Source organism: Nocardioides sp. NPDC004968, from assembly GCF_040608935.1.
Taxonomy (GTDB): Bacteria; Actinomycetota; Actinomycetes; order Propionibacteriales; family Nocardioidaceae; genus Nocardioides.
In genome coordinates this window covers 1-25,203 of record NZ_JBEXJF010000050.1, presented here as the reverse complement: position 1 = coordinate 25,203, position 25,203 = coordinate 1, and the positions used below count along the sequence as shown (strand labels likewise).

22 protein-coding genes are annotated in these 25,203 nt (G+C 69.0%); 17 read left to right on the top strand and 5 right to left on the bottom strand.

Features of this window, described 5'->3' with window-relative positions:
* Positions 1-50: 50 nt before the first annotated feature.
* The 5 genes from ABZU72_RS26760 to ABZU72_RS26740 all read left to right on the top strand — a co-directional run bounded on the left by ABZU72_RS26760 (position 51) and on the right by ABZU72_RS26740 (position 5,562).
* The gene (locus ABZU72_RS26760) at positions 51-989 is read left to right on the top strand and encodes a carbohydrate kinase family protein (protein ID WP_355021812.1); all 939 of its coding nucleotides are present in this window, start codon (positions 51-53) and stop codon (positions 987-989) included.
* Positions 986-1,891, top strand: coding sequence for a pseudouridine-5'-phosphate glycosidase (locus ABZU72_RS26755; protein ID WP_355021811.1), 906 nt, complete (start codon positions 986-988; stop codon positions 1,889-1,891). The genes ABZU72_RS26760 and ABZU72_RS26755 overlap by 4 nt, the downstream gene beginning before the upstream one ends.
* A 107-nt stretch (positions 1,892-1,998) precedes the next feature.
* On the top strand, positions 1,999-3,357 hold the full coding sequence (locus tag ABZU72_RS26750) for a metallophosphoesterase family protein (protein WP_355021810.1): 1,359 nt from the start codon (positions 1,999-2,001) through the stop codon (positions 3,355-3,357).
* A gap of 56 nt (positions 3,358-3,413) precedes the next feature.
* The gene (locus ABZU72_RS26745; protein ID WP_355021809.1) at positions 3,414-4,481 is read left to right on the top strand and encodes a glycosyltransferase family 2 protein; all 1,068 of its coding nucleotides are present in this window, start codon (positions 3,414-3,416) and stop codon (positions 4,479-4,481) included.
* A gap of 184 nt (positions 4,482-4,665) precedes the next feature.
* Positions 4,666-5,562, top strand: a complete 897-nt coding sequence (locus ABZU72_RS26740) for an alpha/beta hydrolase (RefSeq protein ID WP_355021808.1) — start codon at positions 4,666-4,668, stop codon at positions 5,560-5,562.
* On the opposite strand, the gene ABZU72_RS26735 is transcribed toward ABZU72_RS26740, so the two are convergent.
* Complete coding sequence (locus ABZU72_RS26735; protein ID WP_355021807.1) at positions 5,476-6,798, bottom strand: MFS transporter; 1,323 nt, start codon at positions 6,796-6,798, stop codon at positions 5,476-5,478. The two genes, ABZU72_RS26740 and ABZU72_RS26735, sit on opposite strands and share 87 nt — an antisense overlap.
* Before the next feature lie 150 nt (positions 6,799-6,948).
* Between ABZU72_RS26735 and ABZU72_RS26730 the strand changes: the two genes are divergently transcribed.
* The 7 genes from ABZU72_RS26730 (at position 6,949) to ABZU72_RS26700 (ending at position 14,671) form a co-directional block, all read left to right on the top strand.
* Positions 6,949-7,323, top strand: coding sequence for a YciI family protein (locus ABZU72_RS26730; protein ID WP_355021806.1), 375 nt, complete (start codon positions 6,949-6,951; stop codon positions 7,321-7,323).
* Between the two features lie 7 nt (positions 7,324-7,330).
* Entirely contained in the window at positions 7,331-8,569 is a 1,239-nt protein-coding gene (locus ABZU72_RS26725; protein WP_355021805.1) for an RNA polymerase sigma factor, read from the top strand.
* Between the two features lie 99 nt (positions 8,570-8,668).
* Complete coding sequence (locus ABZU72_RS26720; RefSeq protein WP_355021804.1) at positions 8,669-9,034, top strand: YciI family protein; 366 nt, start codon at positions 8,669-8,671, stop codon at positions 9,032-9,034.
* Between the two features lie 71 nt (positions 9,035-9,105).
* Entirely contained in the window at positions 9,106-11,037 is a 1,932-nt protein-coding gene (locus ABZU72_RS26715) for a M3 family metallopeptidase (RefSeq protein ID WP_355021803.1), read from the top strand.
* 216 nt (positions 11,038-11,253) lie between these two features.
* Complete coding sequence (locus ABZU72_RS26710; protein WP_355021802.1) at positions 11,254-12,519, top strand: mechanosensitive ion channel; 1,266 nt, start codon at positions 11,254-11,256, stop codon at positions 12,517-12,519.
* A 169-nt stretch (positions 12,520-12,688) separates the two neighbouring features.
* Positions 12,689-13,525 carry a PadR family transcriptional regulator gene (locus tag ABZU72_RS26705; protein ID WP_355021801.1) on the top strand — a complete coding sequence of 279 codons (837 nt, stop codon included), beginning with the start codon at positions 12,689-12,691 and terminating at the stop codon, positions 13,523-13,525.
* A gap of 210 nt (positions 13,526-13,735) precedes the next feature.
* Positions 13,736-14,671, top strand: coding sequence for a type IV toxin-antitoxin system AbiEi family antitoxin domain-containing protein (locus ABZU72_RS26700; RefSeq protein WP_355021800.1), 936 nt, complete (start codon positions 13,736-13,738; stop codon positions 14,669-14,671).
* A gap of 116 nt (positions 14,672-14,787) precedes the next feature.
* On the opposite strand, the gene ABZU72_RS26695 is transcribed toward ABZU72_RS26700, so the two are convergent.
* Positions 14,788-16,020 carry a low temperature requirement protein A gene (locus ABZU72_RS26695; protein WP_355021799.1) on the bottom strand — a complete coding sequence of 411 codons (1,233 nt, stop codon included), beginning with the start codon at positions 16,018-16,020 and terminating at the stop codon, positions 14,788-14,790.
* 37 nt (positions 16,021-16,057) lie between these two features.
* On the opposite strand from ABZU72_RS26695, the gene ABZU72_RS26690 reads away from it, so the two are divergent.
* Complete coding sequence (locus ABZU72_RS26690; RefSeq protein ID WP_355021798.1) at positions 16,058-16,729, top strand: SIMPL domain-containing protein; 672 nt, start codon at positions 16,058-16,060, stop codon at positions 16,727-16,729.
* 3 nt (positions 16,730-16,732) lie between these two features.
* On the opposite strand, the gene ABZU72_RS26685 is transcribed toward ABZU72_RS26690, so the two are convergent.
* Positions 16,733-17,896, bottom strand: a complete 1,164-nt coding sequence (locus ABZU72_RS26685; protein ID WP_355021797.1) for an ROK family protein — start codon at positions 17,894-17,896, stop codon at positions 16,733-16,735.
* A 107-nt stretch (positions 17,897-18,003) separates the two neighbouring features.
* On the opposite strand from ABZU72_RS26685, the gene edd reads away from it, so the two are divergent.
* Positions 18,004-19,884 carry a phosphogluconate dehydratase gene (gene edd / locus ABZU72_RS26680; protein ID WP_355021796.1) on the top strand — a complete coding sequence of 627 codons (1,881 nt, stop codon included), beginning with the start codon at positions 18,004-18,006 and terminating at the stop codon, positions 19,882-19,884.
* Positions 19,877-20,506: a bifunctional 4-hydroxy-2-oxoglutarate aldolase/2-dehydro-3-deoxy-phosphogluconate aldolase gene (gene eda, locus ABZU72_RS26675; protein ID WP_355021795.1), complete on the top strand. Its 630-nt coding sequence runs from the start codon at positions 19,877-19,879 to the stop codon at positions 20,504-20,506. Before edd ends, eda begins: the two co-directional genes overlap by 8 nt.
* Positions 20,507-20,535: 29 nt before the next feature.
* Here the strand turns inward: eda and ABZU72_RS26670 are convergent, their stop codons facing one another.
* A complete protein-coding gene (locus ABZU72_RS26670; protein WP_355021794.1) occupies positions 20,536-21,849 on the bottom strand; it encodes a DUF1343 domain-containing protein in 1,314 nt (437 codons plus the stop codon).
* 90 nt (positions 21,850-21,939) lie between these two features.
* On the bottom strand, positions 21,940-22,950 hold the full coding sequence (locus ABZU72_RS26665) for an SMP-30/gluconolactonase/LRE family protein (protein ID WP_355021793.1): 1,011 nt from the start codon (positions 22,948-22,950) through the stop codon (positions 21,940-21,942).
* A 226-nt stretch (positions 22,951-23,176) separates the two neighbouring features.
* On the opposite strand from ABZU72_RS26665, the gene ABZU72_RS26660 reads away from it, so the two are divergent.
* Both ABZU72_RS26660 and mctP read left to right on the top strand, forming a co-directional pair.
* On the top strand, positions 23,177-23,431 hold the full coding sequence (locus tag ABZU72_RS26660; protein WP_350717928.1) for a DUF3311 domain-containing protein: 255 nt from the start codon (positions 23,177-23,179) through the stop codon (positions 23,429-23,431).
* Positions 23,428-25,068 (top strand): monocarboxylate uptake permease MctP, encoded by a 1,641-nt coding sequence (mctP, locus tag ABZU72_RS26655; protein WP_355021792.1) that lies wholly within the window; start codon positions 23,428-23,430, stop codon positions 25,066-25,068. Before ABZU72_RS26660 ends, mctP begins: the two co-directional genes overlap by 4 nt.
* Positions 25,069-25,203 lie beyond the last annotated feature (135 nt).

Sequence of the window (25,203 nt, the reverse complement as noted above, 5' to 3'; positions counted from 1 at the left end):
CATACTTTATGAGGGGGCGCGATCTGTGCACCCCACTTACGATTCAAGTGATGAACCCGCAATCTCCGCCAGACATAGTCGTGATCGGCGGCTCCAACATGGATCTCCACGCTCGGGCGCACGAGCAGGTGGTGATGGGTTCGAGCATGTCCGGATCGGCCGGCCTCTCGCCCGGCGGGGTGGGCCGCAACGTCGCGGAGAACCTCGCCCGGCTGGGTGACTCGGTGGCGCTGGTCTCGGTCGTCGGCGACGACCCGATCGGCGACGAGGTGATCAGCTACACCGAGGACGTCGGCGTCGACTGCACCTACGTCCGCCGCCGGGCAGACGTACGCACCGGCACCTACAACGCCGTGCTCGACTCCTCCGGTGAGCTGGTGGTCGCGGTGGCCGACATGGCCGCGACCGACGAGTTCTCCCCGCTGGTGGTGGAGGCGGCCCGCGACCTGATCAAGAACGCTCGCGGTGTGCTCGTCGAGGGCAACATCCCGGTCCGTACGGCCGACGTGGCGATCGACCTGGCCCGCGAGTTCGACGTGCCGGTCGGGTTCGACCCGGTCTCGGTGCCGAAGGCGAGGCGGGCGCGTGACCTGATCCGGGCCGATCGCGAGCTCTATCTGGTCACGCCCAACCAGGCCGAGCTGGCCGCGCTGACCGACCTGCCCGCCGGCACCGACGCGGAGATCGAGAAGGCCATCCACTCACTGCACGACCGCGGTGTCGGCGTCGTCTGGGTGCGCCTCGGCGCCCGTGGCTCGGTGATCAGCTACAACGACGTCTACCAAGAGCTTCCCGCCGTGCAGACCGATGTCCTCGACGTCACCGGCGCCGGCGACGCGATGCTCGCCGCGTTCACCCACGAGCTCCTCCGAGACGTCGACCTGGTCTCGGCTGCCCGGTTCGGGCATGCCGCGGCGGCGCTGACCTGCGGCACCCACGACACCGTCCGGATGGACCTCAGCGAGAGCCTCGTCCGGGAGCTGGCGTGAAGGTCCGGCTCACCGAAGAGGTCGGGGTAGCGCTCGCCGAGGGCCGCCCGGTCGTCGCGCTGGAGTCGACGATCATCAGCCACGGCATGCCCTATCCCGACAACGTCAAGATGGCCACCGAGGTCGAGCAGATCGTGCGCGACAACGGCGCCGTCCCGGCCACGATCGCGCTGCTCGACGGCATTCCTCGTGCCGGACTGTCGCCCGAGGACCTCGAGCTCCTCGCCTCCGACCCCGACGTGACCAAGGTCAGCGTCCGCGACCTTCCGTACGTAGTCGCCCGCGGCCTCCACGGCGCGACCACGGTCGCGGCCACCATGCGCCTGGCGGCGATGGTGGGGATCAGGACGTTCGTGACTGGTGGGCTCGGCGGCGTACACCGGGGCGCGGAGACGTCCTTCGACATCTCCGCCGACCTGACCGAGCTGGCCCGCACCCAGGTCGCGGTGGTGAGCGCCGGCGTGAAGTCGATCCTCGACATCGGCCTGACCCTCGAGACCCTGGAGACCTACGGGGTGCCGGTCCTGGTCAACGGGAGCGACGAGTTCCCGGCCTTCTACTCCCGCAGCTCCGGGTTCGCGGCGCCGCTACGTATCGACGGCCCCGACGAGGCCGCCGCGGTCATGAAGGCGACCTGGGACCTCGGACTCCCCAGCGGCCTGGTCGTCGCCAACCCGGTCCCGGCCGCCGACGAGATCCCCGCCGAGGTGATCGGGAAACACATCGACCAGGCTCTCGCCGACGCCGAGGCCCGCGACATCCACGGCAAGGACATCACGCCCTTCCTGCTCGCCAGGATCGTCGAGCTGACCGGCGGCGACTCGCTGGCGACCAACATCGCGCTGGTGCGAGACAACGCAGCCTTCGGTGCGCAAATGGCCGTATCTCATGCCGTCGCATGACGAACGATCACCACTCGTTCACCCCGGCGACACCGCACGTGGCCTAACGTCTCGTCTACCTATGCGTTGATCCTCCCGTGACCGATAGCCCCCACATTGGCCCGACGATGACGGCCCCGTCCAGGCGCACCTTTCTCAGGGCCGGGCTGATCGGTGGTGCCGGTGTCGTCGCCGGCCCGATGCTGTGGACGCAGGCGGCCAGGTCGGCCGCACCGGCCACCGGCGTACATCTGTCGTACGGTGCCGACCCGGTCAAGCAGATGAACGTCTCCTGGTCGACCGCCGGGTCGGTGCAGGCGCCGCGGCTCGATCTGGGCGTGACACCCGACTACGGCCTGACCCTGAGACCCGAGTCGCTCTCCTCGCTCCGGGTCGACAGCGTCTACCACCACGTCGACCTCAGCGACCTGCGACCGGGCACCCGCTACTACTACCGGCTCAGCCACGACGGGGGCACCGCGACCAGAGGCTCGTTCACCACCGCCCCGAAGGCCAGCGGGTCCTTCCGCTTCGCCGCCTTCGGCGACATGGGCGTCGCCGAGGACGCAGCGCGCAACGTGAACCTGATCCGTCAGCAGCGCGCCGAGTTCGCCTTCGTCGTCGGCGACATCGCGTACGCCGACACCGGCGGCCAGGGCAAGAGCAAGGAGCTGCAGCAGGACTTCGGTGTCTGGGACGAGTTCCTGAGCCAGATCCAGCCCAGCGCCGACGCGATCCCGTGGATGACCGTCGTCGGCAACCACGAGATGGAGAACGGCAACGGCGAGCTCGGCTACGACGGCCACCGCGCTCGCTTCCGTCACCCCGGCAACGGTGCCGGCGGCGGACAGGAGACCTACTCCTTCGTGCGCGGCAACGTCGCCTTCATCGCCCTCGACGGCAACGACGCGACGTACGAGTACACGCGGAACGCGGGTTACCTCGGCGAGACGCTGGACAGTTGGCTCGAGGAGCGGCTGGCCGCCTTTCGGGCCCGCAAGGACATCGACTTCATCCTGGTCGGCTTCCACCAGTGCGCCTACTGCACCAACATCGCGCACGCCTCGGACGGCGGCATCCGCGACCGCTGGGAGGCTCTCTTCGACCGCTACCAGGTCGACGTCGTGATCAACGGCCACAACCACTGCTACGAGCGCACCCACCTGATGCGCGACGGCAAGCCGGTCCAGGAGGCGCCGCGCGGCTCCACGGTCAGCACCAACGAGGGGACGATCTACATCACCGCCGGTGGCGGTGGCGGCTCCACCTATCCCGATGTGCTGCCGGTGCTCTCCTACTACACGGACAAGAACGGCCTGAAGATTCCCGAGCCCACCACCTACCGCGCGGTCGGCGATGCGACCCACTCGGTCGCGTTCTTCGATGCGCACCCGCGCGACGCCCACGGGCAGGCGAGGCTGGACCTCGAAGTCATCGCCACCGACGGCTCCGAGGTCGACACGCTCACCATCGCGAGGACGCGTTGATGCGCACCCAATTAGAGTTGATGCGCGTGGGGGGAATCAGAAGGAGGAAGCCGAGGTTGCTCAGCGTCGTCGTGCCGGTCTACAACGTGGCCGACTACGTCGCCGACAGCCTCGACAGCATCCTCCATCAGCCGTTGCGTGAGGTCTGCGCCATCGAGGTGATCGTCGTCGACGACGGCTCCACCGACGGGTCGGCCGAGATCGTCAAGGGCATCGCCGCGCAGGATCCTCGGGTCACGCTGATCTCCCAGCCCAACTCCGGTGTCTCGATCGCGCGCCACACCGGGATCGAGGCCAGCACCGGTGACCTGCTCACCTTCGTCGATCCCGATGACATCCTGCCCCGGGACGCCTGGAGCTCGATGGTGAAGACGCTGCGGCGTACGGGCTCCGACTTCGCCGCCGGCTCGGCCGAGCGCGTCACCCTCGTGAACGCCGAGGAGCGGAGGTACGTCACCCCGCTGATGCGCCGCAACCACACCCGGACACGCCTCAGGTGCCGGATCGAGGACGCCCCGCTGATGCTCGCGGACGTGTTCGTGTGGAACAAGATCTTCCGGCGCTCCTTCTGGACCGACAACGAGATCACCTTCCCCGAGCGCACCCGCTATCAGGACCAGGTGGCCCTGACCCAGGCGTTCCTGGCCGCCAGGAGCTTCGACATCCTCACCGACGTCGTCTACGACTGGCGGGTCCGCTCCGACTTCTCCTCCGCGACCCAGAAGCGCGCTCAGATCGCCAACCTGCTCGAGCGGATCACGACCAAGCGCCAGACCGTCGAGCTCGTGGCCGGCTCGGGGTCGGCGAAGCTGATGCGTACGCTGCGCACCGAGATCCTCCCGATCGACATGTGGGAGCACTTCCGCGCGGCCGTCAACCCCACCACCGAGGACCCCGACCGCTACTGGTCGCTGCTGCGCGGCGCCGTCCTCGAGTTCTGGTACGACGCCGGTGTCCCCTTCGAGGAGACCACCGTCCCGCGTGGCCAGCGCCTGATGGCCTGGCTGGTCTCGCAGGACCGCCGCGACGACCTCGCCACTCTCATCGACACGATCGACGATCGTGGTCCGGCCAAGGGGATCGAGGCGTTCGCCGCCGCGGAGGACCTACCGGTCGGGCTCTGAGCGCCGGGGTCCCGTCGGCCTCCACCAGAAGCCCTGGGGTGTATAACACGGCCCTAGTGGCTCAGGGACCTAAGACCTGCGATATACCCAGATGCGTAGGGAATTGGGCGATTCCCGTTGCACGCCTGTTCCCCGAGGGGCAAGGTGTGGGCACCCCACGCCATTGCTTCGAGGAGCCCACTGAATGCCCAGCGTCGAGCTGTCGGCCGGTCCGATCGATTTCGAGGATACCGGCGGTGACGGCCCTGTCCTCGTACTCCTCCATGGAGTGCCGATGGACGGCCGTGTGTGGCGCCGTGCGCTGCCCTACCTCGGTGGCTTCCGGGTGATCCGGCCGACGCTGCCGCTGGGTGGCCACCGGCAGCCGATGCGGCCCGACGCAGACCTCAGCCAGCAGGGTGTGGCGAACATCCTCGGCGACTTTCTCGACGCGCTCGACCTCCACGACGTCACCCTGGTCCTCAACGACTGGGGCGGTGGCCAGTTCCTCATCAACGCCGACCGCACCGACCGCATCGCGCGACTGGCGCTGGTGGCGTGCGAGGCCTTCGACAACTACCCGCCCAAGGCGGCCAAGCCGCTGGCGGTGCTCTCGAAGATGCCGCCGTTGTTCACCGCCGCGCTGCAGCTGTTCCGCATGGAGAGCTTCCGGCAGATGAGCTCCGGCTACGGCGGGATGTCGGTCGACAAGAGCTACCACCTCTACGACGACCTCGTTCACGGCTGGTTCGCGCCGGCGCTGACCGACCGGGCGATCCGCCGTGACTTCATCAAGTTCGCCGGCGGCGCTCCTGGCCGCGACGAGCTGCTCGAGCTCGCCGAGGGGCAGCAGAAGTTCACCAAGCCGGTGCTGGTGGTCTGGGCCGACCAGGACACGATGATGCCCGCCGAGCACGGTCCGCGCCTGGCCGCGCACTATCCCGACGCGCGGCTGGAGATCGTCAAGGACTCCTCCACGCTGGTGCCGATCGACCAGCCCGAGCTGCTCGCCGGGCTACTTCGAGCCTTCGTTGTCGAGCAGAGCGCGCTCGGCGGGAGTGGCCCGGTTGACCCGGTACGCGAGGAAGCTCGGGACGAGTAGCGCACACAGCGCGATCCCGAGGAGATTGAGCAGGCCACCTCCGGTGGTCGCGATCGCGGTGCCGACCACGGCCGCCGCGCCTCCGTGCAGGACGTCGGCCACCCGCGGGCCACCCGCGACGACGACCGTGAAGACGCCCTGCAGCCGGCCGCGTACGTTGTCGTCTGCCGCCGACTGCAGGATCGACATGCGGATGGCCGCGGAGGCCACGTCGGCGGCGCCGGCGACCATCATGAAGAACACGGCGAGACCCAGCATCAGGCTCGTGAAGTGGTCCGCGAACGCCACGGTGAGCCCGAAGAGGGTGATCCCGAGGGCCCACACGCCGATGCAATAGATGACGACGCGGCCCTGGGCCTCGATCCGCGAGACCCAGCCGGAGAAGATCCCGCCGATCACGGCGCCGGCCGGGATGGCCGCGAAGAGCAGCGCGAACGCGATCCCGCCCTCAGCGGGGCCGCCGAAGGACTCGTGCGCGATCTGCGGGAACAGCGCCCGCGGCATCGCGAAGACCATCGCGATCAGGTCGACCACGAAGCTCATCATCAGCACCGGCTGATGGCGCAGGTAGGCGAAGCCGTCCCACACCGAGCGCAGCCCGGGGACCTTCGCGCCGGCGCCCTCGACGGGGAGCCTCGGCAGCAGCACGACCGCGTAGAGGGTCGCGAAGAGGGTGACGGTGTCGATGGCGTACAGCCAGGTGAACCCGGTGAACGGCAGCATCACGCCCGCGACCAGCGGTCCCGCGATGGCGCCCGCCTGGAAGACCGTCATCTGCAGCGAGTTGGCGGCCGGGAGCAGGTGCGTGGGCAGGATCTTGGGCAGGAGCGAGTTCCGGGTCGGCTGGTTGACCGCGAAGAAGGCCTGCTGGACCGAGAAGAGGCACAGCAGCAGCCAGACGTTGGTGTTGCCGAGCGCGGACTGGAGCCAGAAGAGCGCACTGGTGCCGATCAGCCCGGTGGTCGAGACCATCAGGATCGTACGCCGGTCGAAGTGGTCCGCGAGCGCACCGCCGTAGAGGCCGAAGACGATCAGCGGGACCAGTCCGAAGACACCCGTCAGCCCGACGTACGCCGAGGAGCCGGTGTCCGCGTAGATCTGGGCCGGCACCGCGACGACGGTCAGCTGGGCGCCGATCATCGTGATGATGCCGGCGATCCACAGTCGCCGGAAGTGCGGCTCCTGGAGGGGGCGGGTGTCCGCGACGGCACCCTTGAGCTTGGCGGTGATGCTCATCGCTGTGCGGTCGTCGACATGGTTACCGATGCTAAAGGAATGAATTTACCTGGAGAAATTCTGATGTGAGGTGTCGGATCGGGGTGTAGACGTTCGTAGCAAGGGTGAGAGGCGGTCACCGAGGCCGTCCGACACAAAGGAGTGAGCACCATGGCCAAGTACCTGATGTCCGTCTGGGGTCCCGACTCGGACTACGAGAAGGAGAACTACGGCTACGCCTCGGAGGAAGAGATGATGAAGTCGTTCGAGGCGACCGGGAAGTTCAACGACAAGCTCCAGGAAGACGGCTACTTCGTCTTCGCCGACGGCCTCGATGCCGCCAAGACGGCGACCGTCGTCGACGGCCAGGGCGAGAAGCCGGTCATCACCGACGGCCCCTACGCAGAGGCCAAGGAGTACATGGCGGGCTTCTGGATCATCGACGTTCCCGACCTCGATGTCGCCCTCAAGCTTGCCGGCGAGGCCTCCGCGGCCTGCCTCGGCAAGGTCGAGGTGCGCCCGATGCAGACCGGCCCCGAGGCGTGACTCGCCGTTGACGGATATTGACGAGGCGATCACCCGCGCCCACCAAGAGGAGTGGGCACGGGTGGTCGCCAGCCTCGCCAAGCGCTTCGGCGACCTCGACATCGCCGAGGAGGCCGCGGCCGAGGCGTTCACGGTCGCAGTCGAGCGCTGGCCGCTCGATGGCGTACCCCCCAACCCGGGCGCGTGGCTCACCACCACCGCCAACCGCCGCGCGATCGACCGGATCCGCCGCGAGTCCAAGCGTGACGACAAGCAGAAGGAGGCCGTCGCGATGCACGATGACACCCCGCACGAGCCTCTCGGCGCCATCGAGGACGACCGGCTCCGGCTGCTGTTCACCTGCTGCCACCCCGCGCTCGCGCCCGAGGCGCGGATCGCGCTGACGCTGCGTATGGTCGGCGGCCTGACCGTGCCCGAGATCGCGAACGCCTTCCTGGTCCAGGAGACCACGATGGGCCAGCGGATCACCCGCGCGAAGACCAAGATCAAGGCCGCCCACATCCCTTACCGGGTCCCCGAGGCGGCCGACCTCCCCGAGCGCGTCTCGGGCGTCCTGGCCGTCCTCTTCCTGGTCTTCAACGAGGGCTACCTCTCCTCCGGCGACCACGAGAATCCCGTACGCGGCGACCTGACCCTCGAGGCCATCCGGTTGACCCGCCTGGTCCGTGCGCTGCTCCCCGGCGACGGCGAGGTCGCCGGCCTGCTGGCCCTGATGCTGCTGATCGAGGCGCGGCGTACGGCACGGATCTCGGCGACCGGCGAGCTGGTCCGGCTCGACGAGCAGGACCGCGGCTCGTGGGATCTCGCGCTGATCGCCGAGGGTCATGCGCTGGTGCGCGAGCGGCTCGGTGTCGTCGCGAACGGCGGCCCGCGGCCCGGGCGCTACCAGATCCTGGCCGCCATCAACGCCGTCCACACCTCGGTGCGCGACGCCCGCGACACCGACTGGTCCCAGATCGTCGCGCTCTACGACCAGATGATCCGGGTCGACGGCTCTCCCATCGTCCGCCTCAACCGCGCGATCGCCGTCGCCGAGCTGGACGGCCCCGAGGTCGCGCTCGCCGAGATCGATCGGCTCGGCCTGGACGACTACCACGCGTTTCATGCCACCCGAGCCGATCTGCTGCGCCGCCTCGGCCGCAGCGGCGAGTCCCGCGCGGCGTACGACAGGGCCATCGAGCTCGCCGAGAACGCCGCCGAGGTCGCGCTGCTGACGAGGCGCCGGGACCAGCTCGGACGTATCTGACGGAATTTTGTCCGGGGCTGTCGGATCGGGGCGGAGGCGTTCGTAGAAGAGATGAACGGCGGCCGCCGGGCCGCAGACGACACAGGAGAGAAGAGCGAAATGCCGGAATACATCATCGCGTTCAACGACGAGTGGGTGGACGAGCACACCATGGAGCAGCTGGTTCACAAGCGAGACACCTCGATGGCTGTGACGAAGGAGATGAAGGACGCGGGGGTCTTCGTCTACGGCAACGGCGGGATCGACGCCTCGACTGCTCTTTGCAGCGTCGAGCTCGGCGACGACGGGGAGCCCGTGTTCACCGACGGTCCCTACGTCGAGACCAAGGAGCACCTCGGGGGATTCTTCGTCGTCGACGTTCCCGACGACGAGACCGCGCGCTACTGGGCGGGCCGGATGGCGGTCGCGCTCGACTGGCCGCAGGAGATCCACCGCTTCCCGGGACCGCCGCGCCTCGAGGCGTGAGTCGCAGACCTGATCCAACGCTTCGCTGAATCTCGGCGGCGGAGCGTTTCAGGTCGTGGCAGGCTTGCCGCATGACGACGCCAGAGCCGCTTGCCCTGCCCGAGACCGAAGCCGCGGAGACCTGGGTCAAGGAGCGTACGTCCACGACGCTGACCCACGTGCGGGAGCTGGCCGAGAAGCTGCGGACCGCGCCGCCGAGCGAGGCGATCGATGTGCTGAAGGCCTGGGACGAGCTGTCCCTGGAGCTCGGCTCGCTCGGTGGCCTGGCCGGCCTGCTCGCCAACGTGCACCCCGTCGAAACGGTCCGCACCGCGTGCGAGGACACCGAGGTCGAGGTCGACCGGCTGCGCACCGAGCTCACCCAGGACCAGGCGCTCTACCGGGTGTTCGCGGACCTCCCGTCAGACCAGACGGATGCGCTCGACCCGCTGGCCAAGCGGCTCCTGGAGAAGACGCTGCAGGACTTCACCCGCGCTGGCGTCGACCGCGACGAGGCCACCCGGGCCCGGCTCACCGAGATCAACGAACGCCTCACCGAGCTCAACCTCGAGTTCTCCCGGGTGACCCGGGACGACGTACGCATCACCCTGGCCACGCCCGAACAGCTGGACGGGATGCCGGCCGACTGGCTGGAGGCGCACCCGGTCAACGACAAGGGGCTCGTCGAGATCACCACCGACTACCCCGACGCGCTTCCCGCCCGGATGTTCGTGAAGGATCCTGGGATCCGTCGCGCCGTCACCGTCGCCGGGCTCGAGCGCGGCTGGCCGCACAACGAAGCGGTCTTGAAGGAGATGTTCGCGCTGCGTCACGAGCTGGCCAACCTGGTCGGCTTCGAGGACTGGCCCGCCTTCGACGCCGCGGTGAAGATGATCGGCGAGGGGCCGGCGATCCCGGAGTTCATCGACAAGATCGCCGGCGCCGCAGAGGGGCGGATGAAGCGCGACCTCGAGGTTCTCCTCGACCGCTACGACCGCGACGTCCCCGGCGCCAGCGCGGTCTCCGCCGCCGACGCGCTCTACTACGAGGAGCTGGTGCGGCAGGAGAAGTACGACGTCGACAGCCAGGTGGTGCGTACGTTCTTCGACTTCGCGAAGGTGCACCAGGGGCTCCTGGACGTCACCGGCCGGCTCTTCGGGCTGCGCTACGAGCCGGTCTCCGACGTCGTCACCTGGCACGAGGACGTGAGCGTCTTCGACGTCTATCAGCAGGACGGCGACGAGCCCCTCGGCCGGATCTATCTCGACCTCCACCCTCGCGAGGGCAAGTACAAGCACGCCGCGCAGTTCGACCTCGCCCCCGGCGTGAACGGCCGCCAGCTCCCCGAGGGCGTGCTGGTCTGCAACTTCTCCCGGGGCCTGATGGAGCACGACCACGTGGTGACCCTCTTCCACGAGTTCGGCCACCTGATCCACCACGTGCTCGGCGGACAGGGCGAGTGGGCGCGGTTCTCCGGGGTCGCGACGGAGTGGGACTTCGTCGAGGCGCCGAGCCAGATGCTCGAGGAGTGGGCCTGGGACGCCGACGTACTCCAGACCTTCGCCACCAACGCGGCCGGCGAGCCGATCCCCGCCGATCTGGTCGCGCGGATGCGGGCCGCGGACGACTTCGGCAAGGGCTACCACGCACGGCAGCAGATGTTCTACGCCGCGATCTCCTACTGGTTCCACAAGGAGCAGCCCGACGACCTGACCAAGCGGCTCGAGGAGCTCCAGGCGGCGTACTCTCCCTATCCCTACCTCGAGGGCACCCACTTCTTCGCCAACTTCGGCCACCTGGGCGGCTACTCCTCGGCCTACTACACCTACATGTGGTCGCTGGTCATCGCGAAAGACCTGTTCAGCGCCTTCGACCGGGACAACCTGTTCGACCCCGAGGTGGCGGGCCGCTACCGCGATCTGGTGCTCGCCCGCGGTGGCGAGAAGGATGCCGCCGACCTGGTCGCCGACTTCCTCGGCCGTCCCTACTCCTTCGATGCGTACGCGGCCTGGTTGGTCTCTTAGAGCACGTTTCTCGGCGTTCATGACAGGAGACGCCGGATTGTAAATCAATTGCCTATTTGCGTCCGCTGGAGCGGCAAACTTGCTTCACGGCTCCATCTGGACGAACGTCTCTGGAAGCAGAGGTGCCTGTTGCGTGCATCACTCGGGCTGCTCGTCGATCTCAGGCACCTCCTCAACCGCTGGCCTGATTTTTGGGGCCATTGAGGGGAGAGACAAATGGATGCCGTGAAGGACATCGACTGGGTGAATCTCGGGGGCAAAGTGCTCGCCGCGATCGTCATCCTCGTGGTCACGTGGATCATCGCCAAGATCGTCGCTTGGGCGTTCGCGAAGCTGACCTCGAAGATCCCGGTGCTCCAGAAGGCTGGAAATGACGGGGACACCATCGGCAAGAGCCTCGGTTCCGTGGCCGCCTTGCTGGTGTGGCTCTTCGGTCTGATCGCGCTGCTGGACCTGTTCGGGCTCAGCTCGGTGCTGACGCCGATCCAGGGTCTGCTCGACGGTGTGCTGGGCTTCCTGCCCAACCTCATCGGCGCGGTCTTCGTCTTCATCGTCGGCGCGCTCGTCGCCAAGGTCGTTCGCCAGCTCGTCGAGACCGCGCTCGGTGCGGTTCCGTTCGACAAGTGGCTCGGCAGCGGCAGCAAGCTCTCCGGCCAGGTCGACGCGACGGTGGGTGTGGACACCCCCGCCGATCCGTACGATGCACCGGCTGCGCCCTCGGGTGCTGCCGCGCAGATCGTCAAGGTCATCGGTCTCGTTCTCTACGCGATCATCATGATCGTGGTGGCCATCGCCTCTCTGCAGATTCTCGGGATCAGCTCGATCTCGCGGCCTGCGGAGCTCATGCTCGCCATGATCCTGGCTGCGATCCCGAAGCTCATCGCTGCCGCGATCCTGCTCGGCATCGGCGTGGTCATCGCCCGCTTCGCCGCCGACGTCCTCGGTCAGCTCATCGACGGGCTCGGCTTCGACCGGGCCCTCCACTCCATGGACGTGCTGCCGCAGGGGCAGAGCGCGACCCCGGCGATCACCAAGGTGATCCAGATCGGCATCGTGCTCTTCTTCGCCGTGATGGCGGCGCAGATGCTGGAGTTCCCGCAGATCACCGCGTTCATCGCCGAGGTGCTCGAGCTGGGTGGCCGGGTCGTCTTCGGTGGCGCGATCATCGCCGCCGGTGTCGTGATCGCCTCGGTGCTCGCGAAGATCGTGCCCGGATCGGCGTCGCAGATCCTGAAGTACGCCACGATCGTGCTCTTCGTCGCGATCGGGCTGAGCTTCATGGGGCTTGCCGACTCGATCATCAACCTCGGCTTCGGTGCCGTGGTCGTCGGTGGTGCCGCTGCTGCGGCGCTCGCCTTCGGTCTCGGCGGTCGCGACGCTGCCGCCCGTCAGCTGGAGCGGCTCCAGGCCGAGAGCGGCGCGCGTCCGGCTGCTGCGCCGACCGCTCAGAACCCGACGCCGCCGCAGGCGCCCGGCGTCTGATCGCACTCACGACCCTCAGGGTCTGACTCAGGGAGCCCCCGACTGCGCTGAAAAGTGCGGGTCGGGGGCTCCCTTGCTTTTGACTTGAATCGCTCTGATCCTCGGCGTAAGATCACGATATATCGCGAAGGAACGCGATCTAGTCTTCCGAAAGTAAGTGAGAAACCTGATGACGTACAACAACAGCAACCCTTGGGGTGAGTGGATCGACCAGATGGGTCGAGAGTTCGGCAAGGGCGGCCCACGCCGCTCCCATGGCTGGCAGGGTGGTCCCGGTTGGGGCGGACCTGGCGGCCCCGGTTGGCAGGGTGGCCACCACGGTCGCGGTCGTGGACCGGCTGGTCCGCCGCCGTGGATCGCGGCACTGCTCGGCTTCGAGAACCAGCCCCCGCAGCGGCCCGGTCCCCGGGTCCGTCGTGGTGACGTACGCTCCGCCATCATCTACGTGATGGCCGAAGCGGCCGAGCAGGGCCAGGTGATCAACGGCTACCAGGTGATCCAGCAGATCTCCGAGCGCAGCTCGGGTGAGTGGCGGCCGAGCCCCGGCTCGGTCTACCCGACCATCCAGCAGCTCGAGGACGAGGGTCTCGTGGAGTCCGACGACGAGCACGGCCGCCGGGCGATCCGGCTGACCGAGGCCGGCAAGACCTACGCCACCGAGCACGCCGACGAGCTGGCAGCCGTCTGGACGCCGTTCGACAAGGCCGTCGACAACGCCCGCGGCCAGGGTCGCGGCGGCCGTGGTGGTCCCAGCGGTCTGGGCGACCTGGCTGGCTTCGGAGTCCTCGGCGGCGAGCTCGCCCAGGTCCTCCCGGCCGTGTGGCAGCTCGCCACCTCCGGCACCGACGCCCAGCGCCAGGCCGCCGCCGACGTTCTCGCCGACACCCGGCGCAAGCTCTACGGCATCCTCGCGGCCGGCGACGACGAACACACCGTGACCGCCGAGCAGGTCGACGAGGTCGAGGAGTCCGAGGACGGCGAGCCCGGCCCCGACCCGAAGCCCTGATGTCGCCCTCCTGGGGAGACTTCCCCAATCACAAGTAGGTTCCCCACGCTCCAGAGCGTGGGGAACCTGCTCGTTTGTGGGGGAGTTTCCGTGTCCGTGGGGAAGTTCGACGGGCCAGTTGCCATCCACAGGCCGTGCTCGGGGTCGGGTTGTCCACAGGTCTTTGATTCGCGCTTCTGTCGGAGCCTCCTGCCTGCGGATGCTGTCGCCATGAGGTCACTGCGCCAGATCACCAAGAAGGCCGGGTTCTTCACCCGTGCCGAAGCCATTGCCGCCGGCTGCACCATCAACGACATCCGCACAGCGGTACGCCTCGGCGAATGGCGCCGCCTGCGCAAGGGCGCCTACGTCTTCGCCGACGAATGGGAGCCGCTCGAGCAAACCACCCGGCACTGGCTCCGCACGCGAGCGGCTGTCCGTACGCTCGGCGCCGATGTTGCGGTCAGCCACGCGAGTGGAGTGATCGCGCACGCCATCGACGACTGCCGGCTGGACCTGACGCGGATCCACGTGACCCGACTCGATGGCCGTTCGGGACGGATCGTCGCCGACGTCGTGCAACACGAACGGGGCAAGGGCGAGCTCGAGCTCCGCAACGTCGCGGGCATCCGAGTGCTCGAGCCGCAGCGGTGTGTGCTCGAGGCGGCCGTTCATCTCGACCCGGAGGCAGCCTTCTGTCTCTTGGAGTCGGGGCTGCGTTCGAAGCAGTTCGATCGCACCGATCTGGAGACCGCGTACGCCGGACTGCACGCTCGGCACCGGATGGGCCGCCTGCAACCTTTGGTCGCCCTGGCCGGGTCGCAGTCGGGATCAGTGGCTGAGTCACGCGGGTTGTGGCTCTTCGATCAGGCCGGCCTTCCGCGGCCGGAGCAGCAGTGGGAGGTGCGCCGTCCGGACGGCAGCCTCGTCGGCGCGGTCGACTGGGTCTGGCACGAGTGGCGGCTGATCGTCGAGTTCGACGGCAAGGTGAAATACTCCGGCAAGTTCGGTCAGACCGGCACCGACGCCCTCTTCGCCGAGAAGAAGCGTGAGGACGAGATCCGTGAGCTCACCGGCTATCGCATCCTCCGGTTGACCTGGGAAGACCTCGAGAATCCCGCGAGGACGATCGCGCGCATACGCGCGATGTCCCGCGCCGCGAGCTGATGCCCACTCGCGCGCAGACTTCCCCACTCCCGCGGAGGTTCCCCACCCTCCGGAGCATGGGGAACCTCCGTACGAGTGGGGGAAGTGTGCGGATTAGTGGGGAGGTCGTGCGCCGGTCAGAGGGCGTCGAGGTGACTGGCCAGGTGGCGGTGGCCGACGGCCTCGTAGCCGACGATGGTGACGACTGGCGCGAGGGCGACGACGACGAGGCACCAGGCCACCGGCACACCCGCGATCGCCATCGCGACGCTCGCGACCAGCACGGCCAAGGTGAGGGCGACCAGGAGGATGTGGAACGGGTCGATGACGTGCATGAACATGTTGTAGAGGAGATAGAGGACCAGGGCGTACACCCCGACGGGGAGCGCGACGGAGATGACCGTGCCGACCTCGCCGAGCTTGGAGTGGTGCTCGAGCAGGTAGGCGGCCACGTGCAGGCCGGCTCCGGTGGCCGCGATCGCGGCGAAGAGCAGGATGTGGCCGTAGCCCCACAGGAACGAGCGGTCGCGCCGCCGCTCGAGCATGGTGGCCCAGGGGATCGTGAAGTAGGTCCACCACTGGCCGAAGGTGAGGCCGATTCCGGCGGCGAGCAGCAGGATCGCGTCGAGACTCCACCCCAGTTCGGGCTCGTGGACGATCGCGGACATCACCGCGACGGTGCCGATCACGCCCTCGCCGAGCGTGATGATCGTCAGCAGGCCGTAGCGCTCGGCGATGTGGTCGGCGTGCCAGGGAGTGCCGCCGAAGTGGCGCTCGGCGATGAACGGGCCGACCAGCTCGATCACCAGTGGCACCATCATCACTGCGAACGCGGTCGTCACGTCGAGCGGCAGCACGGCGATGATGCACCAGAGCACCTGCGCCGTCAGGATGGTGACCAGATAGACCCGGTGCGCACCGCGCCGGCCCGGGTCCTGGCGCCAGGCGCGCAGCCACTGGCCGCAGAGCGCGACCCGCATCACGACGTACCCGGCGATCATGATCTCGTTGTGGAGCCGGTCGCCCTCGTGGACGCTCTCGAACATCTCCGGCAGGCCGAGGGCCATGATGATCACGCCGACCATCTGCAGCATGGTGAGCAGCCGGAACGCCCAGTCGTCGGTGTCGTAGGCCGAGGCCATCCAGGAGTAGTTGATCCACGCCCAGCAGATCGCGAACGAGGCGAAGCAGAACGCCAGGATCCCCGCCACGACGTGGCCCGCCGCGAGCTGATGGGCCAGCTCGTTGCCGCTCATGCCGAAGGCCACGACGAAGGTGAGGTCGAAGAGCAGCTCCAAGGGAGTCGCGGCCCGATGCGCCTCGTGGGGGTCGCGTCCGGTCATCTGGCGCAGGCGGCTGGTTGCGTTCACGTGGTGAGGATAGGACGTCGGGCGTACGTTTTTTGACATGAGCGAAATCCTGATCAGGGTGCGCGGGTCGCACAGTGTCGAGGTGGCGCCGGAACGAGGGGTGGTGTCCGCCGAGGTCCGGTTCGACGGGCCCGCGCCGGAGCCGGTGATGGAGCAGCTGCGGCGTGGGCTGCACGGGGTGCGTACGGAGCTCGAGCGGCTCGAGCAGGAGGGCGCGATCAAGAGGCTCGTCATCCAGCGGGCGCGCACCTCGGCCGAGCGGCCCTGGCACAAGGACGGCAAGCAGCTGCCGCTGGTGCACCGCGCCACGGTCGGTCTCTGGGCGGAGTTCGTCGACTTCAACGCGCTGGCGACATGGGTCGGCCGCGCCGCGGGCAACGAGGGTCTCCGGGTCGACCACGTCTCGTGGCAGCTGACCAAGGAGAGCCTGCTGAAGGTCGAGCGTGACGTACGTCAGGAGGCGGTGCGCCAGGCCAAGGTGCGCGCGCAGGACTACGCCGATGCGCTCGACCTCGGCCCGGTCGCGGTCCGGAGCATCAACGACGTCGGCGTCAGCCGCGAGGTGACGTACGCGGCGGCGATGGACATGGAGATGGCCCCCGCCGGAGCCCGGAAGTCGGCCTCGGGCGCACCGGACCTGGCCTTCGATCCCGACGACATCTCGGTCTACGCCGAGGTCGAGGCCGCCTTCACCGTCGGCGCGAAGTAGGGGTCATTTGGCGACGGCGTCGAGGTGGGCATCGAGGCGCTCGGGCGAGAGCAGGTGGTTGATGACCACCGCGGCACAGCCGACCATGCCGGTGGAGTCGGCGTGGGTGGAGGGGACGAAGGTCAGGTCGCGGGTGGCCAGGGCGGTCGAGCGGGAGTAGACGGTCTCGCGTACGCCCGCGGTGTAGAGGTCGAAGGCACCCGCCATGTCGCCACCGATGACGACCACCTCCGGGTTGAGTAGGTTGATCGCGATCGCGAGCACCTCGCCGAGCTGGCGACCGGCCTCGCGCAGCAGGCCGCGGGCGATGGCGTCGCCGGCGAGCGCGGCGGCGACCAGATCGCGGATGTGTCCGGCGGAGACGCCGGAGTCCACGAGGCCCTGGGTCAGCGCCCAGCCGGCCGCGACGGTCTCCAGACATCCGGTGGCACCGCAGCGGCAGGGGCGCTCGCCGGCGGACTCGACCCGAGTGTGGCCGATCTCGCCGACCGCACCGGCGTGGCCGCGCAGCACCCGGCCGTCGGCGATGACCGCGAGGCCGAGACCGGTCGACGCCTTCACGACGAGCGCGTCGCGCGGGTGCAGCCCGCTACCGAAGAGCTCCGCGGTGGCCAGCGCGTCGGTGTCGTTGACGAGCACCAGCGGCCCGTCGGTGAGCCGGTCGAAGTAGGGGTCGAGCGCGACGCCGTCCCAGCCCCGCATCACCGGTGAGTCGACCGAGACCAGGCGGACGGGGTCGACGACGCCGGGCAGGCTCATCCCGACGCCGAGCACGGGCGGCTCGATGCCTTCCAGGAGCCGCTCGAGCCGGTCGGTCACGTCGGGCATGAGGTCGTCGGCGGCGATCCCGACCTCGTGGTCACGGGTGTCGCCGGCGAGCTCGCGGCCGTCGAGGTCGAAGACAGCGAGCTGGCTGCGTGAGCGTCCGATCGCCACCGCCAGCACCACCCCGGCGTCGGCGTTGAAGCTCAGCGAGCCCGGCGGCCGGCCACCGGTGGAGGCGAGCTCCTCCCCGGTGAGGATCAGTCCGGCGTCGACGAGAGCCGAGACCCGGGAGACCACAGCCGTACGCGACAGACCGGTCGTCTTCTGCAGATCGCTGCGGGTCAGGGCGCGTCCGGAGCGCACCAGAGCGAGGACGTCGGCGGCGGTTGTCATCTCGGGCATGGGGTGAAGCGTACGCCGCTTATGTCTTTCGTGTACCAAAGATTTACTTGTATCGATCCAAAGATCGTGTCAAGGTGTGCGAAAGCACACTGCCTTTTGGAGGACCCGTGACTGCCGTAGCCCCCACCGTCGCTGACGTCACCGCGCGTCTCATCGAGCGTTCCGCAGCCACGCGGGCCGACTACCTGGCCCGCATCGCCTCCGCCCGCGCGACCGGGCCCGCCCGCGGCCGGCTCGCGTGCAGCAACCTGGCCCACGGCTTCGCCGCCTCCACCGCGCCGACGAAGGCCGAGCTCAAGGTGGTCACCCCCGCCGCGAAGCCCAACGTCGCGATCGTGACCTCCTACAACGACATGCTCTCCGCGCACGCGCCCTACGAGACCTACCCGCCGCTCCTCAAGGCCGCGGTGATGCGGGCCGGCGGGCTCGCGCAGGTCGCCGGCGGCGTACCCGCGATGTGCGACGGCATCACCCAGGGCCGCGACGGGATGCAGGTCTCCCTCTTCTCCCGCGACGTGATCGCGATGTCGGCCGGGATCGCCCTCTCGCACGACATGTTCGACGCCGCGCTGATGCTCGGCGTGTGCGACAAGATCGTGCCCGGCCTGCTGATCGGCGCCCTCTCGTTCGGTCACCTGCCGACCGTCTTCGTGCCGGCCGGCCCGATGTCCTCGGGGCTCCCCAACAAGGAGAAGGCCCGCGTCCGACAGCGGTACGCAGCAGGCGAGGCCACCCGCGAGGAGCTGCTCGAGGCCGAGGCCGCCAGCTACCACTCCCGCGGCACCTGCACCTTCTACGGCACCGCCAACTCCAACCAGCTGCTGATGGAGGTGCTCGGGCTGCACCTGCCGGGCTCCTCGTTCGCCTCGCCGGACACCCTGCTGCGGGCCGCGCTCAACCGCGCTGCCGCCGCGCGTGCCACCGAGCTGGCCCTCACCGGCGGCCCGGGCGTGGGCGAGATGATCGACGAGAAGTCGATCATCAACGCCTGTGTCGCGCTGCTCGCCTCGGGCGGCTCGACCAACCACACCCTCCACCTGGTCGCGATCGCTCGCGCCGCCGGGATCCAGCTGACCTGGGCCGACATCTCCGACCTGTCGCCGGTGGTCCCGCTGCTCAGCCGGATGTACCCCAACGGCTCGGCCGATGTGAACCACTTCCACGCGGCCGGCGGTGTCAGCTTCCTGGTCCGCACGCTGCTCGAGGCCGGGCTGCTCCACGAGGACGTGACCACGATCCTGGGCCCGGGCCTGTCGGCCTACACCCAGGAGTCGCGGCTCAACCGCGACGGCGAGATCGAGCTGGTCGAGGGCGCCCCGGTCTCCGGCGACCTCGACGTGCTGCGCCCGGCCGACGACCCGTTCTCACCCGACGGTGGTCTGCGGGTGCTGACCGGCGAGCTCGGCACGGCCGTCATCAAGACCTCGGCGGTCGCACCCGAGCACCAGGTGGTCTCCGCTCCCGCGATCGTCTTCGACGACCAGATCGACTTCCTCACCGCCTTCTCCGAGAAGCGCCTCGACGGTCGTGACTTCGTCGCGGTGCTGCGCTACCAGGGCCCCGCGGCCAACGGGATGCCCGAGCTGCACAAGCTCACCCCGGCGCTCGGGGTCATGCAGGATCGCGGCCAGCACGTCGCCATCGTCACCGACGGCCGGATGTCCGGCGCGTCGGGGAAGGTGCCCGCGGCCATCCACCTCACCCCCGAGGCCGCGCTCGGCGGACCGCTCGCCCGCGTGCAGGACGGCGACCTGATCACCGTCGACGCCGTCGCCGGCACCCTGAGCATCGGGGTCGACGCCGCCGAGTTCGCGCACCGCCCGACCACCGGCCGGGCACCGCTCGACGCCGAGTGGCGCGGCACCGGCCGCGAGCTCTTCTCCGCCTTCCGTGCCACCGTCGGCTCCGCCGACACCGGCGCGTCCGTCTTCCCCTTCGCTCCCGTTCAGCAGAGCGCCTCGCCCCAGGAGACCCCCGTTCATGTCTGACCTCACCTCCGCGCACCTGCTCGACCTCTCCCCAGTGATCCCGGTCGTCGTCGTCGACTCCGTCGACCAGGCGGTGCCCGTGGCCCGCGCCCTCGCCGAGGGCGGCGTGCCCGTGGTCGAGCTGACCCTGCGTACGCCGGTGGCGCTCGACGCGATCCGGGCCATCGCCGAGGAGGTGCCGGAGGTCCTGATCGGCGCCGGCACCGTGACCACTCCCGTGCTTGCCAAGGAGGCCGCCGCAGCCGGGGCCCAGTTCCTGGTCTCGCCGGGCGCCACCCCGACGCTGCTCGGCGCGATGCGCGACACCGGCCTGCCGTTCCTGCCCGGCACCGCCACCGTCTCCGAGGCCATCGCGGTGCTCGAGACCGGCCACACCGCGATGAAGTTCTTCCCGGCCGAGGCCTCCGGTGGCGCCAAGTACCTGGGCTCGCTGCCGTCCGTGCTCCCCCACGCACGCTTCTGCCCCACCGGCGGCATCTCGCTCGCCACCGCTCCCAGCTATCTCGCCCTCGCCAACGTCGGCTGCGTCGGCGGCTCCTGGCTCACCCCCGCCGACGCGCTCGCCTCCGGCGACTGGGACCGCGTGACGGCGCTCGCAGCCGCCACCGCCGCCCTCCGCTGACCTCCGCTGACCTCGCCGGGTGGGCGAGGTCAGCGGTAGAGCAGGTACTGGCGGCGGGTCGCGTCGAAGGCGGCCAGCTCGTCTCGCCAGGCCGCCTCGACCTCGTCGCCGGTGGCGCCGGCGTCGATCTGCGTACGCAGCCTCGTCGATCCGGTGAGCTTGTCGATCCAGAACGGCCGGGCGGTGTCCCAGGAGTCCTGGCGCCAGGCGAACTCGGGGTAGAGGGCCTTGGCGGTGACCAGCATCTCGACGCCGGTGCGGACGGGATCGAAGCGGTCGCGATCCTGGATCGTGACCTGCACCCCGCCGCAGACCTGGCCGGCGAACTTGTTGACCGAGGGGTTGAAGTACGCCTCCCGGAACGTCACGCCCGGGAGGTTCGCCTCCTCCAGCGCCGCGGCCCAGCGGTGGTCGACGAACGGCGCCCCGATCAGCTCGAACGGCTTGGTGGTGCCACGTCCCTCGGACAGGTTGGTGCCCTCGAACATGCAGGTGCCGGGGTAGGCCAGCGCGGTGTCGGAGGTCGGCATGTTGGGGCTCGGCAGGACGAAGTCGAGCCCGGTGTCGGCGTACAACGTCCTTCTCCGCCAGCCGGAGACCTGGACGATGTCGAGCTGCGCCAGCCGCCCGCCGGCGTGCTCCTCGAGGAACTCGCCGTCGAAGAACCGGGCCAGCTCACCGACCGACATCCCGTGCTGCTGGACGATCTCGCGGGCGCCGACGCCCGAGGTGTACGCCGCGGTCATCATCGGTCCGCGGGCGGTCCCGCCCACGGGGTTGGGGCGGTCGAGGACCACGAAGCGCTTCTCGGTCGCGACGGCCGCCTGCATCGCCGTCCACATCGTCCAGATGTAGGTGTAGAACCGGGAGCCGACGTCCTGGATGTCGAAGACGACGGTCTCGACGTCGGCGGTCGTGAACAGCTCGGTCATCTTCGCCACGTTGGCGCCGTAGGCGTCGTAGACGGTCAGTCCGGTGCGCTCGTCGACGAAGGTGCCCTCCGAGCCGCCCGCTTGAGCCGTGCCGCGGAAGCCGTGCTCCGGTCCGAAGACACCGGCGATCTGGACCGCCCCCGACTCGTGCATCTCATCGACGATGTTGCGCAGGTTGCGGAGCACGCCGGTGGGGTTGGTGATGATGCCGACCCGATCGCCAGACAGCACCGACCAGCCGTCGCCGGCGGCTCGTTCGGCGCCGGTCCTGACCGCCGCCCCACCGCCCAGCGGTGAGACCTGCTCGGTCGAGGCTCCCGCCGAACCGGCGAGAAGCGGTGCCGCTGCGGCGCCGGCTGCGGCAGCGCCGAGCAGACGGCGGCGGTCGATCCTGGGGACTTCAGTGCTCATGGGGGCGCTCCTGTGCCGAGGGGTGCGGATCACCTTGCAGGCTAGCCCTGACGGCGCCGCTCGGCAGGCGAATTCCTGGCGTCGACCGCGCTAGCCACCGTTCGACTGCCGGATGCCCTTGGCCAGAGCGTCGAAGCTGTAGATGAAGCCGCCGGCGTCGCCGGAGATCGTGACGTACGCCTTCTTGGTCCCGGGCCGGATCGCGATGTTGGTCGCCGAGGTGAGCCCGGCCCGGTCGGCGGCCGGGACCCGGACGGTCGCGAGCGGCCGGCCGTGCCGGGAGAAGACGCGGATGACCGGCTCGCCGTGGGTGGCCTGATAGATGTTGCCGGCCGCGTCGACGGCGTTGGAGTCGGTCTCGGCCGGCCCGTCGTCGACCTCGGCGACGATCGAGGTCGCGAGGACCGAGGTGCGCGACCGGTCGAGGGCCAGATAGCTGATCCGGTTCTCCCACAGGGTGCTCACGTAGAGGCCGCGGTAGCGGCGGTCGAAGGAGATGCCGTTCGGGGCGGCGAGCTCGTCGGCCAGCACGGTTGCGCTCGAGCCGTCGGCCGCGATGCGTACGACCCGGCCCACCGGCTCCTTGGCGGGGTCGAGGTAGCCGGTCAGGTCGGTGACGTACATGTTGCCCTCGGGGTCGAAGGCCAGGTCGTCGGGATTCATCGGGCTGCCCTCGACCGCACCGGCGAAGACGGTGCGCGGGTCGCTGCCGTCGGCGGCGACGCTGCGGATCGTGCCCTGGTAGTCGGTCAGGTAGAGCCGGCCGTCGACGGGGCTCCACTGCGCCGAGGTGTAGCTGCCTGCCGAGTCGGTGAAGAAGCCGGAGACCTCCCGCGAGGCAGCGTCGAGGCGCAGCACCTTCGGCGCCGGCGAGGAGGCCACCACGTCGACGAAGTAGAGGTCACCGTCGGCCCCGAACGTCGGGCCCTCGAGCAGTGTCATGTTGAGCCCGGGGTGCGGGCTCGTCGCCTTGACCACCTGTTCGGCGATGATCTCCCGCGGCCACTGCGGGTGCGCCACCGCGCCGGAGGGACCGGCCAGAGCACCGGCGACCAGTGCACCTGCGAGCGCGACAGCAGAGACGGACGTACGTCGGTTCAACTCATTCCCCTTCGGGGTCGGCGGCGAGCCGGCGGTACTGGCCGACGGGCGGAAACTAGCAGCGTACGAACCGTCCGCGGAGGCGAATCGGACTCACCGCGACCGTTCGTCGCGGCAGATCGACCGTTCGTCGTCGTGTCGGTCGAATTGGGCTGGACACCGCCGTTGAATGTGACCAAGGTCACAGGTCGTCCAACCCTACTTCGACAGATCTCGGAGGTGACCCATGCCGTCCTCGTCCAAGGGCTCGTGGATCCTTGTCGGGGTCCTCCTGTTCGCGGCAGCAGCGCCGTCACTCGCGGTGCCGCTGTACGCGAAGGAGGATCCGACGTTCGCCGGATTCCCGTTCTACTTCTGGTTCCAGCTCGTCCTCATCCCCTGTTCGGTCCTGTTCACGACCATCGCCTACTTCGTCGCCAAGGCCGCGTTCCGGCGTGACCGTGCCGCCGCCGGGCGTCCGTGGAAGGAGGGTGGCCAGTGAGCGCGGTAGCAGTCTCCGTCTTCGCCTTCCTCTTCCTGCTGGTCACGATCCTCGGCTTCTCCGCCGCGCGCTGGCGCCGGGCGAAGTCGATGGACAACCTCGACGAGTGGGGTCTGGGTGGCCGCGGCTTCGGTACGTTCGTGGCCTGGTTCCTCATCGGAGGCGACCTCTACACGGCGTACACCTTCATCGCGGTGCCCGCGACGCTGTTCGCCGGCTCGGCGGTCGGGTTCTTCGCGGTGCCCTACACGATCCTCGTCTACCCGCTGATCTTCGCGTTCCTGCCGAAGCTGTGGTCGGTCTCGCACAAGCACGGCTACGTCACCCCGGCCGACTTCGTCGTCGGCCGCTACGGATCCAGGTCCCTGGGTCTGGCCGTCGCGGTCACCGGCCTGTTGGCCACGATGCCCTACATCGCGCTGCAGTTGGTGGGCATGGAGGTCGTGCTCGAGGTGATGGGTCTGCAGAGCGACTCCTCGAACTGGTTCATCCGTGACCTGCCGCTCTTCATCGCGTTCGCGGTGCTCGCCGCCTACACGTACTCCTCCGGGTTGCGGGCGCCGGCGCTGATCGCGTTCGTGAAGGACTCGCTGATCTACATCGTGATCATCGTGGCGATCATCTACATCCCCTCGCAGCTCGGCGGCTGGGGCAACATCTTCGAGACGGTGCAGAACAGCTTCGACACGTTCAACACCGAGAACGCCGACGCGATCGCCGCCGGCGACGCGGCCCCGAAGGCGCTGTTCCCGACTCAGGCGGCCGGCCAGTGGGCCTACGCCTCCCTGGCCCTCGGGTCGGCGCTGGCGCTGTTCATGTACCCGCACTCGATCACCGGCGTCCTCTCCACCCGAAGCCGCAACGTGATCCGCCGCAACGCCTCGCTGCTGCCTGCGTACTCGTTCCTGCTGGGGCTCCTGGCGCTGCTCGGGTTCGTGGCCCTCGCGGCCGGGGTGATGGTCGGCGACCCGCCGAACCCGCAGCTGGCGATCCCGCAGCTCTTCGAGGACCAGTTCCCGGCGTGGTTCGCCGGCGTCGCGTTCGCGGCCATCGTCATCGGTGCGCTGGTGCCGGCGGCGATCATGTCGATCGCGGCCGCGAACCTGTGGACGCGCAACATCTACAAGGCGTACCTGAAGCCCGACGCCACCCCGCAGGACGAGGCCAAGCAGGCCAAGATCGTGTCCCTGGTCGTGAAGTTCGGGGCGCTGATCTTCGTACTGGCCCTCTCGAAGTCGTACGCCATCAACCTGCAGCTGCTCGGTGGTGTCTGGATCCTGCAGACGCTGCCGGCGATCGTCGTCGGGCTCTACACCCGGTGGTTCCACCGCTGGGCGGTCCTGGCCGGCTGGGCGGTCGGGATGGCGTACGGGACGATCGTCGCGTATGGCGTCTCCTCACCCACGCAGGAGCACTTCGGTGGACCGTTGGCGCCGTTCCCGGGCACGGAGACGCCGATCTACATCGCGCTCACCGCGTTCCTGCTCAACCTCATCGTGGTCGTCGTCCTGACCCCGATCCTGAGGGCGCTCAACGTGCCGGACGGTGAGGACGCCACCTCGGCGGCGGACTACTCGGTTGACGCCGGCGACGAGGGTGTCGTCGAGGAGCTGAGCTCGACGACGGAGGTGCACTGAGGGCTACTGAATCGGGCACAAAGTCCCGCAAACACGTCTCCCAAGGCGCTGCTGCATGCCTCCGAGATGTTCGAGGAAGCCGGCCACACCTTCGAGAAGCTGGGCATCGTCGTCGGCAAGCCGAAGCTCGATCTC